14 protein-coding genes are annotated in these 18,024 nt (G+C 69.2%); 8 read left to right on the forward strand and 6 right to left on the reverse strand.

Annotated elements, in window-relative coordinates; all coding sequences use genetic code 11:
* The first annotated feature begins 17 nt into the window (after window positions 1-17).
* Both BC358_RS08060 and BC358_RS08065 read left to right on the forward strand, forming a co-directional pair.
* Window positions 18-494 (forward strand): peptidylprolyl isomerase, encoded by a 477-nt coding sequence (locus BC358_RS08060; protein ID WP_066157942.1) that lies wholly within the window; start codon window positions 18-20, stop codon window positions 492-494.
* On the forward strand, window positions 491-2,311 hold the full coding sequence (locus tag BC358_RS08065) for a chorismate-binding protein (RefSeq protein WP_256861447.1): 1,821 nt from the start codon (window positions 491-493) through the stop codon (window positions 2,309-2,311). The genes BC358_RS08060 and BC358_RS08065 overlap by 4 nt, the downstream gene beginning before the upstream one ends.
* Here BC358_RS08065 and cysE read toward each other — a convergent pair whose 3' ends face one another.
* Together cysE and BC358_RS08075 are read right to left on the reverse strand one after the other, a co-directional pair.
* A complete protein-coding gene (gene cysE, locus BC358_RS08070) occupies window positions 2,312-3,082 on the reverse strand; it encodes a serine O-acetyltransferase (protein ID WP_066157937.1) in 771 nt (256 codons plus the stop codon).
* A gap of 31 nt (window positions 3,083-3,113) precedes the next feature.
* Window positions 3,114-3,863: an RNA methyltransferase gene (locus BC358_RS08075; protein ID WP_079365415.1), complete on the reverse strand. Its 750-nt coding sequence runs from the start codon at window positions 3,861-3,863 to the stop codon at window positions 3,114-3,116.
* 117 nt (window positions 3,864-3,980) lie between these two features.
* Here BC358_RS08075 and BC358_RS08080 point away from each other — a divergent pair, with 117 nt between their 5' ends.
* Entirely contained in the window at window positions 3,981-4,907 is a 927-nt protein-coding gene (locus tag BC358_RS08080) for an inositol monophosphatase family protein (RefSeq protein ID WP_079365416.1), read from the forward strand.
* Window positions 4,908-4,914: 7 nt separating this feature from the next.
* On the opposite strand, the gene BC358_RS08085 is transcribed toward BC358_RS08080, so the two are convergent.
* Window positions 4,915-8,151 (reverse strand): PAS domain-containing protein, encoded by a 3,237-nt coding sequence (locus BC358_RS08085; RefSeq protein ID WP_179130032.1) that lies wholly within the window; start codon window positions 8,149-8,151, stop codon window positions 4,915-4,917.
* Between the two features lie 205 nt (window positions 8,152-8,356).
* Here BC358_RS08085 and mutS point away from each other — a divergent pair, with 205 nt between their 5' ends.
* Genes mutS through BC358_RS08105 form a run of 4 tightly spaced genes read left to right on the forward strand, consistent with a single transcriptional unit; the run spans window position 8,357 to window position 14,574 of the window.
* Window positions 8,357-10,957, forward strand: a complete 2,601-nt coding sequence (mutS, locus tag BC358_RS08090) for a DNA mismatch repair protein MutS (RefSeq protein ID WP_079365418.1) — start codon at window positions 8,357-8,359, stop codon at window positions 10,955-10,957.
* The gene (locus BC358_RS08095; protein WP_079365419.1) at window positions 10,954-11,781 is read left to right on the forward strand and encodes a proteasome-type protease; all 828 of its coding nucleotides are present in this window, start codon (window positions 10,954-10,956) and stop codon (window positions 11,779-11,781) included. Before mutS ends, BC358_RS08095 begins: the two co-directional genes overlap by 4 nt.
* Window positions 11,781-12,635, forward strand: coding sequence for an alpha/beta fold hydrolase (locus BC358_RS08100; protein WP_079365420.1), 855 nt, complete (start codon window positions 11,781-11,783; stop codon window positions 12,633-12,635). Before BC358_RS08095 ends, BC358_RS08100 begins: the two co-directional genes overlap by 1 nt.
* A gap of 34 nt (window positions 12,636-12,669) precedes the next feature.
* Window positions 12,670-14,574 carry a PAS domain S-box protein gene (locus BC358_RS08105; protein WP_079365421.1) on the forward strand — a complete coding sequence of 635 codons (1,905 nt, stop codon included), beginning with the start codon at window positions 12,670-12,672 and terminating at the stop codon, window positions 14,572-14,574.
* A 15-nt stretch (window positions 14,575-14,589) separates the two neighbouring features.
* On the opposite strand, the gene BC358_RS08110 is transcribed toward BC358_RS08105, so the two are convergent.
* From BC358_RS08110 to BC358_RS08120, 3 genes are read right to left on the reverse strand one after another with little or no spacing between them, the layout of a single operon-like run.
* Complete coding sequence (locus BC358_RS08110; protein ID WP_143434224.1) at window positions 14,590-15,861, reverse strand: MFS transporter; 1,272 nt, start codon at window positions 15,859-15,861, stop codon at window positions 14,590-14,592.
* A gap of 28 nt (window positions 15,862-15,889) precedes the next feature.
* On the reverse strand, window positions 15,890-16,714 hold the full coding sequence (locus BC358_RS08115) for an undecaprenyl-diphosphate phosphatase (protein WP_079365422.1): 825 nt from the start codon (window positions 16,712-16,714) through the stop codon (window positions 15,890-15,892).
* Window positions 16,715-16,724: 10 nt separating this feature from the next.
* Window positions 16,725-17,300, reverse strand: coding sequence for a DUF1439 domain-containing protein (locus BC358_RS08120; protein ID WP_143434225.1), 576 nt, complete (start codon window positions 17,298-17,300; stop codon window positions 16,725-16,727).
* A gap of 183 nt (window positions 17,301-17,483) precedes the next feature.
* Between BC358_RS08120 and BC358_RS08125 the strand changes: the two genes are divergently transcribed.
* Complete coding sequence (locus BC358_RS08125) at window positions 17,484-18,020, forward strand: DUF6622 family protein (RefSeq protein ID WP_079365424.1); 537 nt, start codon at window positions 17,484-17,486, stop codon at window positions 18,018-18,020.
* Window positions 18,021-18,024: the final 4 nt, after the last annotated feature.

Genomic DNA, 18,024 nt, shown 5'->3' on the forward strand with positions numbered 1-18,024 from the left:
CCCTGCCATTCCATCCCATGAACATCACCAAAGACACCGTCGTCACCCTCACCTTCCGCGCCAGCGATGCCAGCGGCAAGCTGCTCGAAGATGGCAAGACGCCGCGCAGCTACCTGCATGGCGGCTATGGCAACACCCTGCCGGGCATCGAGGCGGCGCTGGAAGGCCAGGCGGCCGGTTACCAGACCACTGTGAAGCTCGCGCCGGCCGATGCCTTCGGCGAACGCGACGAGTCGCTGGTCACCACCATTCCGAAGAAGGACTTCCCGCCGGGCGTCAAGGTGGGCGGCCAGCTCGAAGGCCACGACGACCAGGGCCGGCACCAGGTGTTCACGGTCGTGAAGATCAAGGGCGACACCGTGCACCTGGACGGAAACCACCCGCTGGCCGGCCAGACGCTGACCTTCCAGCTCAAGGTGCTGGACGTCAAGGCTGCGAGCGCCGAAGAGATCGCCCACGGCCACGCCCACGGTGCGCACGGCCACCACCATTGAGTCGCCGATCCCCGCTGACCGCCTCCCTCGATTTCCCGGACACCGCGCCGGGAGCCCTGCCCGGCGCCCGGCTGCGGCTGCGTTTTGAACAACCGCTCGCGGTGATCGAGGCCTGGTCGCTGGACCAGGTGCGGCCAGCCATCGAGCAAGTGCAGGCTCATGCGGCGGCGGGTCGCTGGTGCGTCGGCGGGCTGGCCTACGAAGCAGCCCCGGCGTTCGACCCGGCACTGCCCGTGTGGCCCGCCGACCCCCGCTGGCCGCTGGTCTGGTTCGGCGTCTACGACGCCCCCTCGGAAGCACCCGCCGCGCAGCCGCCAGCCGCGGCTCCTGTCGACTGGCGCATGGACTGGGACCGCCCGCACTACCTGCAGCAGGCCGACACCGCTCGCCAGGCCATGGCGGCCGGCGAGTGTTACCAGATCAACCTCACCACGGTCCAGCAGGGCACTCTGGGAGGAGACCCCGCGGGCTGGATGGATGAGCTGCAGCACCACCAGGGCAGCGGCTACCTGTTGTGGCTGGGCGATGGTGTGCGCCAGGTGCTCAGTGCCTCGCCCGAGCTGTTCTTTGACTGGCAACCCGGCCCGCAGGGCGGGCGCCTGTGCTGCCGCCCGATGAAGGGCACGGCCGCGCGCGAGAGCGACCCGGTGCTCGACCGGGCCGCGCGCGAGGCGCTGCAGGCCAGCGACAAGGAGCGGGCCGAGAACGTGATGATCGTGGACCTGCTGCGCAACGACATGGGCCGCCTGGCCCAGACCGGCAGCGTGCGCGTGGACCGCCTGCTGGAGGTGGAGGCCTGGCCCACCGTGTGGCAAATGACCTCCACCCTCACCGCCTCCGCCCTGCCCGACACCACCCTCGGTGATGTGCTGACCGCACTCTTTCCCTGCGGCAGCGTCACAGGCGCGCCCAAGCGCCGCGCCATGCACCACATCGCCGCGCTGGAAGACGCGCCACGTGGCTTCTACTGCGGCGCCCTCGGCGTGGTGCGGCCGGGCGGCCACGCCACCTTCAACGTGCCAATCCGCACCGTCTGCCTGCACCGGCCGGGCTCCGGAGCCAGCGACGACGGCTGGCACGCCCGCTACGGCGTCGGCAGCGGACTGACCGTGTGCGCCGACCCGGCTGCCGAATGGAGAGAACTCATGACCAAGAGCCGCCACCTGCACCGCATCGGCGAGCCGTTCGATCTGCTGGAAACCCTGCGCCTGGAGCACGGCCGCTACTGGCTGCTGCCGCACCACCTCGACCGCCTGCGCGAGAGTGCGGCCCACTTCGGCCACGTGTTCGATCCTTCGGCGGTCGACGGTGCGCTGGAAGCCGTGCGCCAGGCGCATCCCCAGGGTCTGTGGCGCGTGCGCCTGCTGCTGGACGCCTCGGGCCGGGCCGAGGCCCAGGCCTATGCCATGACCGAGACCCCGTCGCCCGTGCGGGTGGCGCTGGCACCCTCGCCACTGAACACCGAAGAGGCGCTGCAGGAGTTCATCCAGCACAAGACCACGCGGCGCGCGCACTACGAGGCGCTGGCGCCCACCGACCCCGCCGTGTTCGACCACCTGCTGTTCAACCAGCGCGGCGAGCTCACCGAGTTCACCCGCGGCAATGTGGCCATTCAGCTGGACGGGCAGTGGTGGACGCCGGCGCTGGCCTGCGGCCTGCTGCCCGGCACCTACCGGCGCGAGCTGCTGGCCCAGGGCCGGCTGCAGGAGGCAGTGATTCCGGTGCAGCAGCTGGCACAGGCCCAGGGCCTGGCCTTCTTCAACGGCCTGCGCGGCTGGCTGGACGCGGCGCTGGACCCCGCGCCGCCGCCCCGCTGATCACTTGCCGACCAGCTGGTTGAGCTTCTCGGCCTCGAAACACTCGGTCTTGGCGGCGTCGGCCGGCACACAGTCCTTCTGAGCCAGCGACAGCTTCTCAATCGCCTGCCACAGCAGCGCGATCTGGTGCTCCTGCCCGGCGGCACTGTCGATCAGGCTGCGCATGGCCTGCGACAGCGGGTCGTCTTCCTGCGTGATGCCATAGGCCTGGAACTTGGGTTTGGCGTCTTCGGTCACGTCGGCGCTCTCCCCGGTCTTGCTCGGGATGATGCGCGCCGGGATGCCGACCGCGGTGGCACCCGCCGGCACCGGCTTGATCACCACCGCGTTGCTGCCGATCTTGGCGCCGTCGCCCACCTCGAAACCGCCCAGCACCTTGGCGCCCGCGCTGACCACCACGTTTTTGCCCAGCGTCGGGTGGCGCTTGGTGCCCTTGTAGAGCGAGGTGCCGCCCAGGGTCACGCCCTGGTAGATGGTGCAGCCATCGCCAATCTCGGCGGTCTCGCCCACCACCACGCCCATCGCGTGGTCGAAGAACACGCGCTCGCCCAGCTTCGCGCCGGGGTGGATCTCGATCCCGGTGAGGAAGCGCGCGACGTGCGAGATGAACCGCCCCGGCCACTTGAGGCCGTGCGTCCAGCACCAGTGCGCCGGGCGGTGCAGCCAGACGGCGTGCAGGCCCGGGTAACAGGTGATCACTTCCCAGGTGCTGCGCGCGGCGGGGTCGCGCTCGAGGATGCACTGGATGTCGGATCGGATTCTGGCAAACATGGGGCCGGGAGTATGTAAACGGGGAATCAGTCTAGCGCTTCGCGCGCTCGGCCGTCTGCAGCATCGCCTTGGCGACACCGCGCAGGATGTGGATTTCCTCCGGTGTCGGTTGCGCCCGGTTGAACAGCGCGTTCAGCCGCGGCATCAGCTTTTTGGGCGCGGCGGGGTCGAGGAAATCGACCGCCACCAGGGCCTGCTCCAGGTGGCCCAGCATGCCGGCCACCGCCGCCGCATCGGCGGCCGGGCGCTGGGGCGTGGTCGGCGGCAGCGCAAAACCGCCCAGCGCCTGGCGCCAGTCGTAGGCGATCAGCTGCACCGCGGCGGCGAGGTTGAGCGAGCCGAAGCCTTCGCTGGTGGGGATCGACAGGCAGGCGTGGCAGCGGTAGACGTCTTCGTTGCGCATGCCGAAGCGCTCCGACCCGAACAGGAAGGCCACGCCTTCGGGCTGCACCGCGTCCGGCGCGGCGGCCTCGGCCAGGAACTGCGCAAAGTGTTCGCGCGGCGCCCTGGTGGGCGGGCCGAAGTCGCGCGGTGTCATGGCCGTGGCGCAGAGGTGGCTCACGCCGTCCAGCGCCTCGTCCAGTGTCTCGACGATGCGCGCCTTGGCCAGCACATCGTTGGCGCCGCTGGCGCGCTGGATGGTCTCGTCCTTGCGCAGCACATTCGGCCAGCGCGGCGCCACCAGCACCAGATCGTCGAAGCCCATCACCTTCATGGCGCGGGCGGCGCCGCCCACATTGCCGGCATGGCTGGTCTGGATCAGGATGAAGCGGGTGCGCATGTCGGGTGAGCCGGTAAAATACCGGGTATTGTCGCCGCCCGCATCGCCGGACACCGCGCTCCCGTTCTTCCCCCTGCCCACGGCCGCTTTCTGCGGCGCCGTCAAGGAACACAATTCATGTCGTCCAACCTCCACCCCATGCTGAACGTGGCCATCAAGGCCGCCCGCGCCGCCGGCGCCATCATCAACCGCGCCGCCCTCGATGTCGAAACCGTGCGCGTGACCACCAAACAGACCAACGATTTCGTGACCGAAATCGACCACGTGGCGGAGGCCGCGATCATCGAGACCCTGCTGACGGCCTACCCCGACCACGGCATCTGGGCCGAAGAATCCGGACGACGCGAAGGCAAGGGCCGCGACAAGAACCACGTCTGGATCATCGATCCGCTGGACGGCACCACCAACTTCATCCACGGCTTCCCGGTCTACTGCGTGAGCATCGCGCTCATGGTGAACGGCCGCATCGAGCAGGCCGTGGTCTACGACCCGACCCGCAACGACCTGTTCTGCGCGACCAAGGGCCGCGGCGCCTACCTCAACGACCGGCGCATCCGCGTCGCCAAGCGCACCACGCTGCGCGACTGCCTGATCTCCACCGGCTTTCCGTTCCGCCCGGGCGACGCGTTCCAGACCTACCTGCAGATGCTGGCCGACGTGATGCCCCGCTGCGCCGGCGTGCGCCGCCCCGGCTCCGCCGCGCTGGACCTGGCCTATGTGGCGGCCGGTTTCTCCGACGGTTTCTTCGAGATGGGCCTCTCGCCCTGGGACGTGGCCGCGGGCGCGCTGCTGGTGACCGAGGCCGGTGGCCTGATCGGCAACTTCACCGGCGAAGCCGACTTCCTGGAACAGCGCGAGTGCATGGCCGCCAACCCGCGCATCTACGGCCAGCTGGTGGGCCTGACCGGCAAGTACAGCAAGTTCGCCAGCGCCGGCGACAAGGCCTCGGTGCGGCAGGCGGTCGCCAAGACGCCGGAGGTGGCCGAAGAAGACAAGCCCTCCGGCACCGATACGCCGCCTGCGGAACCCACTGCGCCGTTCTGAGCGTCGATCAGGACAAGGGCAGGGTCCACCAGAAGGTGGCCCCTTGGCCCGGCCGGGCCTCGGCCCAGATGCGGCCGCCATGGCGCTCCAGCGTGCGCGCCACGATGGCCAGCCCCACGCCGGTGCCGCCCGGTGCATTGGCACCGGCGTGCAGGCGCTGGAACAATCCGAACAGTTTCTGGGCGTGTGCCATGTCGAAGCCCATGCCGTTGTCCCGGAGATAGAACGCCCGGCGCGCCGCATCGAAGCCCAGTTCGATCAGCGGCGACTCCAGGTGGCGCGAGTATTTCAGCGCGTTGTCCATCAGGTTGGACAGCAGCTGGCGCAGCAGCTTGGCATCACCCATCACCCGCGGCAGGGGATGCAACTGGACCCTGGCGTGGGGCACGCCCGGTGCCAGCGCCTCGGCCACCGAACGGGCCAGCGCGTTCATGTCGACCGACACCGGCTCGATCTCGACCCGCACCACGCGCAGCAGCTCCAGCATGTCCGTGATCATCTGGCCCATGTTGCGCGAGGCGCTGACGATGCGCTCGAACATCAGCCGCCCTTCCGGGCTCAGGCGCTCGCCGTCGGTTTCGCCGACGAGCGATGCGAACCCGTTGACCGAGCGCAGTGGCGCCCGCAGGTCGTGGGCGATCGAGTACGAGATGACCTCCATGTCGCGCATCGAGCGCTCCAGCTCGGCGGTGCGCTCGGCCACGCGCCGCTCCAGGCTGGCGTTGAGCGCGCGCACCTCCTCCTGCGCCGTGACCCGTTCGTGGATGTCCAGCAGCGTGCCCGACATGTAGAGCGGCCGGCCCGCCTCGTCGCGACGGTGCACCCGGCCGCGGTCGTTGAACCAGAGCCATGCGCCCCTTTTGTGGCGCATGCGCAGGTCGCAGTCGTAGACCGGTGTTCCGCCCCGCAGGTGGGCCTGCAGCAGCGACTGCGCCCGGCCAAGGTCGTCGGGGTGCACCAGCGCCTGCCAGGTCTCGCGCGTGGGCGGTTGCAGCTCTTCCAGGCGGTAGCCCAGCAGACCTGCCCAACGGTCGCTGTAGTGCGTGAGGCCGGTGGTGATGTCGAGTTCCCAGATGCCGGGGCCGGTGGCCTCCAGCACCCACTCCAGGCGCTGGCGCTCATCCCTCAGCGCCTCTTCGGCCTCGATGTAGGACGTGACGTCCGAGTAGGTGCGCACCATGCCACCGTCGGGCAGTGGCCGGTTGTGTATTTCCAGCGCACGGCCGTCAGATGTGCGGCGCATGTAGCGGTCGGGCACAGGTCCGGCATCGGCCTCGACATAGCGGCGCGCCCCTGGCTCAACCAGACCATAGTCCACACCAAAATCTCCGCGCGCCGTCTGGAAAGCGACGACCTCGTCCTGCGTGGGCTGCCGGGACATCAGCTCGTCGGGCAGGTCGAGCATCTCCAGCAGGCGCCGGTTGTAGACGGTCACCCGCCCCTGGGCATCCATCTTGGACAGGCCCTGGCTCATGGTGTCGAGCGTGACCTGCAGGGCCGAGGTCTTGTCGGCCAGCAAGGCGCTGGTGGCCTGCAGCTGCTGACGGGAGCGCTGGCGCTCGTCGTGTCCGCGCCGGGCCAGCACCAGCTGCCGCACCGTGCCCAGCAGCGGCTGCAGGAACTCCACATCGTCCTCGCGGTAGCCGTCGGTGGCGTTGGCCAACCCCACCATGGCGATCAGCAGGCCACCGACTTCCAGCGGAATCCCCAGGAACGAGTGCATGGGCGGGTGGCCGTTCGGCAGTCCCCCCCGGCGCGCGTCGGTTTCCGGGTGGTTGGTGAGCACGGTCTCGCCGGTCAGCAGCGCGTGCCCGAACAGGGTCTTCAGATTGCGGAACTCCATGCCCGAGTCCATCTGCTCGGCGAACACACGCCTGGACGCCTCGTCCCAGGAGATGTCGGTGATCGCATGCGACTTGAGGTACGGCTGCCCTTGCGGGTTGTACAGCACCTCGCCCACGAAGCCGTAAGCGCTGTTCGTCACCGACAGGAAGGCCTTGAGCAGCCCTTCGAAGGCCTGCCGCTTGTCGTCGGCTTCGATGTAGGCGGCCTGCGCCTGCCGCACAGCGTCCAGCATCCGGTGCTGCCGGTCGAGCGCCTGCGCGGCCTGGCGGGCCTCGGTCACATCGTGGACATAGCCGTGCCACAGCACCGAACCATCCGGCTGCGCCTGCGGCAGGCCTTCCGCACTGCACCAGCGCGTGCCCTTGCCCGGATGGTTGACCCGGAACACCGTGCGCCAGGGTTCCAGCTTGTTCGTGGACGACCAGATGGAGTGCGCCAGGGCCTGCTGGTCGTCTGCATGCACCCGGCTGAACAGGATTCGTCCATCCTGGTACAGCTGCTCGGGCGTCAGGTCGAACAGATCGCGCACCATGTCGCTGACGAACTCGAAGCTGCCCCAGCCCTTGACGGGCATGCGCGACTGGAACACCACGCCGGGCACCCTGGCCGTGATGTGCTGCAGCAACTGCAGCTGCTTCACATGGGCGTCGATGGCCTCGCGCTGGGCCGTGATGTCCTGCACCACACCAAAGTCGGTCTGTGGGATGCCCTTGACGGCGGTCTGGCTGATGCGGGTGCGCATCCAGCGCACCGCGCCATCCGGCCGTGTCCAACGGAAATCCAGCTCGCGCCCGTCGCGCGCCGCACGTGCCTCCAGCCACGCCTGCATGTCCTCGGGATGGATGCCGCCGCGCCCCACGGTGCGCTCCAGCGTGTTTGCCGGCGCAAGACCAGTGATCTCGAACAGCCCCGGTGAGAAGTTCACCGTGTCGTCGTCGTGTGCGTTGGTCCAGTGGCCGACCATGGCCAGCTTCTCGATGGCGGCATGCAGCTCCACCTGGTGCTGCAGGTCCAGGTTGGCGGCCCTCAGCTCCTTCTGGGTCCGGTCGCGCTCCTTTTCAGACGCCACCTCATGGCTGATGTCCAGCAGGTACACCAGCAGCAGCTCGTCCCCGCCAAGCACCGAGGTGTGCAGACGCAGGTGGCGCGCGCGGCCGTCGATCATCACCGTGCAACGGGGTTTGTCCTGCTCCTTGAGCGAGTCGAGATAGGCCTGGCGCTGGGTGGCGTCGGGCCACAGCCCCAGTTCGATGGTGGAGCGTCCGATGGCCTGGTCACGGGCGATGCCCGAAAGGGTTTCCCACGCCTGATTGACCGCCACCAGACGGCCATCCGCGCGCCGGGACAGCGAGGCAGCGAACGGGGCGTCTTCGAACATCTGCTCGAACGGCAGGGGCATGACCGCAGCGGACAAACCGGTTCCGGACGGGTACGCGCTGGTGGACGGCGGCATGTTCAAAAAGACAGGGCTCTGCGGACAGACAATGGCCCATTGTGGGTCACAAGGTCGCACTGCGGGAAGACCCCGAACTGCTAAAGTAGGTCGCTTTTGTGCACTGTTTCCCGGACTTGCCTTGACCGCCCCGCTGGACCGCCACACCCCCATGATGCAGCAGTACCTGGCCCTCAAGGCCGGGCACCCCGACACGCTGCTGTTCTACCGCATGGGCGACTTCTACGAGATGTTCTACGCCGATGCGGAAAAGGCCGCGCGGCTGCTGGACATCACCCTCACCCAGCGCGGCCAGTCGGCCGGCGAGCCGGTCATCATGGCCGGCGTGCCCTTCCACTCGGTCGAGAGCTACCTGGCGCGGCTGATCAAGCTGGGCGAGTCGGTCGCCATCTGCGAACAGGTGGGCGACGTGGCCACCGCCAAGGGGCCGGTGGAGCGCAAGGTGGTGCGCGTGGTCACCCCCGGCACGCTGACCGACACCGAGCTGCTGTCCGACAAGACCGAGGCGCTGGTGATGGCGGTGCACCCCGGTGCCCGCACCGGCCTGGGCCTGGCCTGGCTGTCGGTGACCCAGGGCATCGTCTTCCTGGCGCAGTGCGCCAGCGACGAGCTGGCCGACTGGATCGCCCGCGTGGGCCCCGGCGAGGTGCTCTACAGCGCCGAGGTGACCCCCGCGTTCGAGAAATCGCTGCAGCAGATCAGCGCCCAGCCCCTGCCCAGCGGCGCGCGCTGCGTGGCCGTGGTGCGGCCGGCCTGGGCCTTTGACGCCGGGCTGGGTGAGCGCAAGCTGCTCGAACAACTCCAGGCCGCCAGCCTGGCCGCCTGGGACGCGCAGGAGCTCAAGGACGCGCACGCCGCCGCCGCCGCGCTGCTGGCCTATGCCGAACACACGCAGGGCCGCGCGCTCACCCACATCAGGAGCCTGCAGGTGGCGCGCAGCGGCGAGCTGATCGACCTGCCGGTCAACACGCGGCGCAACCTCGAACTCACCCACACCCTGCGCGGCGAGACCAGCCCGACGCTGTTCTCGCTGCTGGACACCTGCCACACCGGCATGGGCAGCCGCGCGCTGCGCAGCTGGCTGCTGGAGCCGCGCCGCGAGCGCACGCAGGCGCGCGAGCGGCTGGCCGCCATCGGCCTGTTGCGGGGTGGGCTGTGGCAGACCCTGCGCGCCGAACTCAAGGGGTCGAGCGACGTCGAGCGCATCACCGCCCGCACCGCGCTGCGCCAGGTGCGCCCGCGCGAGCTGGTGGGGCTGACCGCCACGCTGGCCCGCTCGCAGCAGCTCGCGCGGGCGCTGGCCGCCAGCCTGGGCCCCACACCGCCTGCCCTGCTGGCGCGCATCGCCGCCGACCTGACACCGCCCGCCGGCTGCGCCGAACGACTGGCCCAGGCCATCGCGCCCGAACCGGCCGCCCTGGTGCGCGACGGTGGCGTGATCGCCGACGGCTTCGACGCCGAGCTGGACGAGCTGCGTGCCATCCAGACCAACTGCGACGGCTTCCTGATCGACCTCGAAACCCGCGAACGCGCGCGCACCGGCATCGCCAACCTGCGCGTGCAGTTCAACAAGGTGCACGGCTTCTACATCGAGGTCACGCAGGGCCAGCTGGACAAGGTGCCCGACGACTACCGCCGGCGCCAGACGCTCAAGAACGCCGAGCGCTTCATCACGCCCGAGCTCAAGGCCTTTGAAGACAAGGCGCTCAGCGCGCAGGACCGTGCCCTGGCGCGCGAGAAGTATCTGTACGAGCTGCTGCTCGACGAGATGCAGGCCTGGATCGACCCGCTGACGAAGCTGGCCCGTGCCATGGCCGCGCTGGACGCGCTGTGTGCGCTGACCGAGCGCTCGCTGACGCTGAACTGGAACGAACCGACGTTCGCGCCCGAGCCCTGCATCGAGATCCGGGGGGGCCGCCACCCCGTCGTGGAAGCGCGCCTGAACGAAACCACCGGCGGCAGCTTCATCGCCAACGACACGGTGCTGGGCGGCAAGCAGCGCATGCAGGTCATCACCGGCCCCAACATGGGCGGCAAGAGCACCTACATGCGCCAGGTCGCGGTCATCGTGCTGCTGGCTTCGATGGGCAGCTACGTGCCGGCCGCCAGCTGCCGCCTGGGCCCGATCGATGCCATCCACACCCGCATCGGCGCGGCCGACGACCTGGCCAACGCGCAGTCCACCTTCATGGTCGAGATGACCGAGGCCGCGCAGATCCTGCACGCCGCGACGCCGGAAAGCCTGGTGCTGATGGACGAGATCGGCCGCGGCACCTCGACCTTCGATGGCCTGGCCCTGGCCGGCGGCATCGCCGCGCACCTGCACGACAAGGCGCGCTGCTTCACACTGTTCGCCACCCACTACTTCGAGCTGACCGAGTTTCCGGCCACCCACCACGGCGCGGTGAACGTGCACGTGAGCGCGGTCGAGGGTGGCGGCAAGAGCGGCATCGTCTTCCTGCACCAGATCGAGCCCGGCCCGGCCAGCCGCAGCTACGGCATCCAGGTCGCTCGCCTGGCCGGCGTGCCCGGCGCGGTGGTGCAGCACGCCAAGCACGCGCTGGCCGCGCTGGAGGCGCACAGCGAAAGCAGCCGTGTGCAGGTGGACCTGTTCGCCCCGCCACCGGCCCCACCCGAACCTGAAACGCCCCCGGTGCTGGCCGCCCTGGCCACCATCGACCCCGATGCGCTGAGCCCACGCGAGGCGCTGGACCAGCTCTACGCCCTCAAGAAACTCGCCACGAAACCATGACCTACTGCGTCGCCGTCAAACTCAAGGCCGGCCTGGTCTTCCTGTCCGACTCCCGCACCAACGCGGGCCTGGACCAGATCAGCACCTTCCGCAAGATGATCGTCTACGAGAAGCCGGGCGACCGCTTCATGTGCCTGCTCTCGGCCGGCAACCTGAGCATCTCGCAGTCGGTGCGCGAGATCCTGCAGGTCGAGCAGCTGGCCGACCACGAGGGCGGCGACCCGGTCACCATCTGGAACGCCAGGAGCATGTTCGACGCCGCGCGCGTGCTGGGATCGGCCGTGCGGCATGTGTTCGAACGCGATGGCGAGGCGCTCAAGCGCGCCGGCGTGGACTTCAACGTCTCGATGATCTTCGGCGGGCAGATCGGCAGCGAGGGCATGCGCCTGTTCCAGGTCTATTCGGCCGGCAACTTCATCGAGGCCACGCCCGAGACGCCGTTCTTCCAGATCGGCGAATCCAAGTACGGCAAACCCGTGCTGGACCGTGTGATCACACCCGACACACCGCTGGACGAGGCCGCCAAGTGCGCGCTGGTGTCGATGGACAGCACGCTCAAGTCCAACCTGTCGGTGGGCCTGCCGCTGGACCTGGTGGTCTACGAAGCCGACGCGCTCAAGACCGACCGGATCACCTGCATCGACGAGAACAACCCCTACTTCCGCATGGTGCGCAACACCTGGGGCCAGAAGCTGCGCGAGGTGTTCGACGCCATCGAGCATCCGGTCTGGGACGGGGCGCCGACGAATGTGCCGCTGATGGGCTGCAGCACGCGCAGCCAGCCCCTCAAGAAGATCACGAACCCGAAAGAGAAGCTGATCTGATGTCCCTGATCGTTTTCTCCCACGCCAACAGCTTCCCGGCCAGCACCTACGGCGTGCTGTTCAAGTCGTTGCGGGCGCGCGGCCACGCGGTGCGTGCGGTGGAGAAGTTCGGCCACGACCCGAAGTACCCGGTCACCAGCAACTGGCCACACCTGGTGCAGCAGCTCGCCGACTTCGCCGGCCCCGAGATCGAGAAGCACGGCAAGCCCGCCTGGCTGGTCGGGCACTCGCTCGGCGGCTTCCTGAGCATCATGTGCGCCGCGCGCCACCCCCGGCTCGGCGGCCACGGCGTGCAGGGCGTGCTGCTGATCGACTCGCCGGTGCTGGGCGGCTGGCGGGCGCGGGCGCTGGAGCTGGCCAAGCGCACGCAGCTGGTGGGATCGATCTCGCCCGGCAAGATCAGCCGCATCCGCCGCCACAGCTGGCCCGATGCCCAGTCGGCCTTCGACCACTTTGCCCGCAAGAAGGCCTTCGCCGCCTGGGACCCCCAGGTGCTGCGCGACTACATCGAACACGGCACGCTGGATGCGAACACGCCCCAGGGGCCACGCCGCGTGCTGGCCTTCGACCGCGACGTCGAAACCGCGATCTACAACACCCTGCCCCACAACCTCGACCGCCTGCTGCGACGCCACCCGCTGCAGTGCCCGGTGGGCTTCCTGGGTGGCCACGACTCGCAGGAGATGAAACAGGTCGGCATGGCCATGACGCACAAGCTGGTGGGCCCCCATCCCGGGCGCCTGCGCATGCTCCCGGGCAGCCACCTGTTCCCCATGGAACGCCCCCACGAGACCGCTGCGGCCATCGACGCCTGCCTGCAGGCGCTGAAAAATCCGGGCTTTTCCGGCGCTTGATCCCGGGTACTCGGGGTAGGATGCTTCAAGCACCATGAGCGCTGCGTCCAACCCACACACGGCCACTGCCGGCCGTGCCCTCCTCGACTGGACCGATCATCCGGCCTGGCTGCGCTATGGAGCGGCCATCGTGCTGACGCTGATCGCGGTCTGGGCGCGCGTCGCACTGGCGCCGGCCGACTCCGGCGGGCGCTTCATCACCCCTGCGCTCGCGGTGGCGTTTTCGGCCCTCTACGGCGGGCTCGGCCCCGGACTGGTCAGCCTCGCACTGGGCATGCTGCTGGTCAATTTCTTCATGGTGCCGCCCTACGGGTCCTTCGTGTTCCAGAACCTGGAGGAAGCCTTCTGGCTCAACACCTGGCACCTGATCACCCAGCTGGTGGTGGTCGGGGCGATTGCGCTGATGCAGTCGCGCAACCGGCAGCTGCAGGCAGCGGACCGGCAGATCCGGCTGGCGCAGCAGCACCTCCTGGACACCTTCGAGCATGCGGCATCGGGCATCACCCACGTCGACACCCGAGGCCGGCTGCTCCGCGCCAACCAGACCTTCTGCAACATGGTCGGCTACAGCAAGGACGAGCTGGCGCACCTGAGCTTCCAGGACATCACCGTCGCCGAGGACATCGGCCCCGACCTGCGTATGCTCGACGAGGCGCTGACCGGCGCACGGATCAGCTACATGCTGGAGAAGCGCTACCGGCACAAGGACGGACACATCGTGTGGGTCCAGCTGACGGTGGCGCTGGTGCGCAAGTCCAGCGGCGAGCCCGATTACCTCATTGCGGTGGTGCAGGACATCAGCGCCCAGAAGGCCGCGGAAGAGGCCCTGCGCACCAGCCAGAACCTCATGAGCCAGGCACAGAAGCTGGCGAACATCGGCGCCTGGCAGGCCGACCTCGCCACCGGCCGGATCGGCAACCTCACCAAGAGCGAGTCCTTCCTCTCCTTCCCGTCCAACGAATACGGCACCAAGGACATGCTGGACATGATCCACCCCGACGACCGCCTGCGGGTGATGGCGCTGTGGCCACGGGCCGTCAAGGGAGAGGCCGTCTACGAGATCGAGTACCGGGTCGTTCTTGACGGGCACGAGTACTGGCATTCGGTGAAGGCGGAGTTCGAACGCGACCCCCAGGGCCGCGCGATCCGGGCCCTGGGCGTGACGCAGGACATCACCGAACGCAAACGCATCGAACTGGAGTTCCAGCAGCTCAACGCGACGCTGGAGCAGCGCATCCGCGACCGCACACGCGCGCTGCGAGACGCCTACGACGAGCTGGAGAGCTACTCGTACGCGGTGGCGCACGACCTGCGGTCGCCGCTGCGCATCATCAATGGCTTCGCGCAGGCCCTGCGGGAGGACAACCCGGCCCTGGACACCGCCAGCCAGGAACACCTCGGCCGCATCATGGGCGCAAGCAAGAAGATGGGCGAGCTGATCGACGGGCTGCTCAAGCTCTCGCAGTACTCACGCGGCGAGGTGCAACGCGAGAACGTGAACCTGAGCGCCATCGCCACCCGCATCCTCGAGGAGCTGTCGGTGGCCGAACCCCAGCGCGCGGTCGAGTGGGAGATCGAGCCCGACCTGCTCGTGCAGGCCGATCCGGCGCTGATCGAGGCGCTGATGCAGAACCTGCTGAACAACGCCTGGAAGTACACCTCCGGTGTGGCACCGGCCCGCATCCGGGTGTTCTCGCGCAAGGCCGATGGCGGGCGCGAGTTCTGCGTCAGCGACAACGGCACGGGTTTCGACATGGCGCGCGCCAGCAAGCTGTTCCAGCCCTTCCAGCGCCTGCACGGACCGAGCGAGTTCGCCGGTCTGGGCATCGGCCTGGCCACGGCGCGCCGCATCGTGCAGCGCCATGGCGGGGAATTGCGGGCCGAAGCCCGTCCGGGCGCGGGAGCCACATTCGGATTCACGCTGGGCGATCTCGCCTGACCCCGCCTGGGACGTTCAGTGGGGCGGCGTGCTGGCGGACGCCGCATCGTCCGGGCCTGTTGCCCCGGACTGGCGCGGGTCCATCTGCAGCACCGCCTGGGACCCTCCGCCCATGAGCACGAACTGCGCCTTGTCCTCGGCAGGCACCGGGCCGGCGACCCCCAGGCGCTTGAGGGTGTAGATCGCCAGCCCGCCCAGCACCGCGGCGAAGCACAGCATCAGGCTGTCGGAACCGGCCACCTCCATCACCGTGCCGGCCAGGGTCGGTCCCAGTGCCGCACCGGCACCATGCAGCAACAGGAGGCCTCCGGTGAACTCCACCAGCCGGCTGGAGTCGATCACATCGTTCACGTGCGCCACACCCAGGCCATAGATCGCGAAGATCAGGCCGCCGAGCAGCGGCGCCAGCGCCAGCAGCCAGGGCGCCGCGATGCCCGCCACCAGCCAGCCCAGGCCGCACAGGCCTGCACCGAGCAGGCACACCCACAGCAGCACCAGGCGCCGGTCGTGGGTGTCCGAGAAATGCCCGACCGGCCACTGGAACACCGCTCCACCCAGGATGGTCGCGGCCATGAAACTGGCCACAGCGCCATCGCCCAGCCCGGCGCCCTGCGCGAACGACGCCGCCAGCCCGTAGAACGACCCGGTGACCAGCCCCGAACAGAGGGCCGCCGCCATGCCCATGGGCGACGCGTCGTAGAGGCTGCGCATGCTCAGCCGGGGCGCCTGCACCGGCTCGGGTTCGTCCACCGGCGTCATGGTGATCGGCAGCAGTGCGAACGAGAACATCACAGAGACCAACGCGAACGGCACGAAGCCCAGCCGGTCACCCACCAGGATGAGCCACTGCCCCAGCGCCAGCGCCACGAAGTTGATCGCCATGTAGACCGCGAACAACTTGCCGCGGTGTTCGCTGGGTGCCAGCGCGTTCAGCCAGCTCTCCACCACGATGTACAGACCCACCATGCACACGCCGGTGACCAGGCGCAACAGGCCCCAGAACCAGGGGTCGATCCACAGCGCGTGCAGGATCGGCATCGTCGATGCCAGCGAGGCCATGGCCGCGAAGGCACGGATGTGGCCCACCCGGCGGATCACCTTCGGGCAGAGGTAGGTGCCCAGCACGAAGCCGGCGAAATAGGCCGATGTCACCAGACCCAGCGCCAGGCGCGAGAAGTCGGCCGCCCCCGCACGCAAGCCCAGCACCGAGAACAGCAGGCCCACGCCCACCACCAGCAGCCCGACGCCACCGAGCAGCGTGGAAAGCCGCCAGAGCAGCGAACCCATGGTGGTCACCGGGCCGGGTTCTCCACCCTCAGGCCGACCAGTCGACCCAGCCGAAATGGGCGGTCAGCAGGATCAGCACACCGAAGGCGATCCGGTACCAGGCGAACGGCACGAAGCTGTGGCTGGCCACATAGCGCAGCAGCCAGCGGATGCAGACCCAGGCGCTGAGGAAGGCGAACAGCAGACCGACCGCGAACATGGGGATGTCGGCGGCCGACAGCAGTGCGCGCTCCTTGTAGAGGCTGTAGCCACCGGCGCCGATCAGGATCGGGATGCCCAGGAAGAAGCTGAAATCGGTCGCCACCTGGCGCGAGAGGCCAAACAGCATGCCGCCGATGATGGTGGAGCCCGAGCGGCTGGTGCCCGGGATCAGGCCGAAACACTGCGCCAGCCCGACCTTGAGCGCGTCCAGCGGCGTCAGCTCGTCCAGCGACTGCACGCGCGCCGCCGAGGGCGGGCGCCGTTCGGCCCAGAGGATCACGAAGGCGCCGGCGATGAAGGCCAGCGCCACCACGGTCGGCGTGAACAGATGCGCCTTGATGGCCTTGCCCAGCAGCAGGCCCAGCACCACGGCGGGCACGCAGCCGATCACCACGTTGAGCGCGAAGCGCTGCGCGTCCCGCTCGGACGGCAGGCCGACGATGGTGGCGCGGATGCGCTGCCAGAACACGATGATCACCGCGAAGATGGCGCCGGTCTGGATCGCGATCTCGAACACCTTGGCGCGTTCGTCGTGGAAGTCCAGCAGCGTGCCGGCCAGGATGAGGTGGCCGGTCGACGAAATCGGAAGGAACTCGGTCAGCCCTTCCACCACGCCCATGATGGCGGCCTTGATCAGCAGCATGAGGTCCATGGTGTGGCCCTCAGCGCTGCAGGGGTTCAAGGGTGAGCTGCAGCCCGCCGGGCACGACGCGCAGCGCGCCGGGCCGGTAGCCGCGGCCGGCCAGCGACTCCAGGTCTTCCTTCTTGAAGCGGTGCACAACCGCCTCGTTCAGCAGGTCCTCGGCCAGCAGGCCGCCGACCTTCTTCACCTGCGCCGCCTGGGCGGCGTTCATCCCGTCCACGTCCAGCCGCTCCACCCGCGCCTGCGTCAGCCGCAGCGTGGTGTCCGAGGGCTCGAAGCGCAGGCCGTAGCTCAGCTCCAGCTGGCCCTTGATGTCCGACTGCCCGGGCAGGGGCAGCGCGATCAGATAGTTCACCAGGGTGCCGACCCGGTTCTCCTCGGGCCGCAGGCGCAGCCGCGGCTGGTCCAGCGTGGTCTCCAGCAAGCCCAGGTAGCGCTGCTTGACCGGGAAGCGCGTGGCGATGCGTTCGAGCAGCTGGGCTTCGCTGATATTCACCTGGCGCGGGCCGGTGGGCAGGGCGTTGCAGCCGGCCAGGGCCAGCAGGGTCAGCGATGCGGCGGCCAGGCGGCGCCGGGGAAGCACGGGAAGCGTCATGAAGTCGGTGTCCTCGAAGGCCGCCACCCCGGGCGGGGAGCGGTCGGTCGATTGTAGGAAGCCTGCATTTCGCTCCCCGCTGGCCGCACTTCGCGAAGGTTTCCAGATGTTCCGTCTCGCGGCACTGGCCGGGCACGCGGGCGACCGGCACAGTGCGCCCATCGCCACCCGACGGAGAACCCCATGCTGATCCAGTTGCTGATGAACCACCCCGAAGCCGGCGCCGAGATCCTGCGGCGCACCCCGACCTGGGTCTGGGGCCTGCTGGCCGGCCTGCTGCTTCTGGGCGCGATCCAGCTGCGCACCCGCCACATCGGCCTGCGCCGCGCGGCCGCTCCGGCGATGGGCCTGACCGCGTTCTCGCTGATCAGCCTGGGCGGCGACCTGGCCGCCGGCCCCTGGCTGGCCCCTGGCCTGCTGGTGTGGCTGGCCGCGGGTGCCCTGGTGCTGGCCTGGCGAGGCCCGCGCGCCCTGCCGACCGGCACCGCCCGCGACCCCGCCACCGGCCTGTTCACCCTGCCCGGCAGCGCCCTGCCCCTGCTGACCATCTCCGCCATCTTCCTGCTCAAGTACGGCGTGGGCGTCGAGTTGTCCATGCAGCCCGGCCTGCGCCTGGACCCGCTCTTTGCCCTCTCGATGGCCGCCGGCTACGGCGCTCTCACCGGACTGTTCTCGGCCCGGCCCGTGGCGCTCTGGCTCATGGCCGGCCGCCGCGCATGACAGA

Origin of the sequence: Hydrogenophaga sp. H7 (genome assembly GCF_002025745.1) — a bacterium.
Classification (GTDB): domain Bacteria; phylum Pseudomonadota; class Gammaproteobacteria; order Burkholderiales; family Burkholderiaceae_C; genus Hydrogenophaga; species Hydrogenophaga pseudoflava.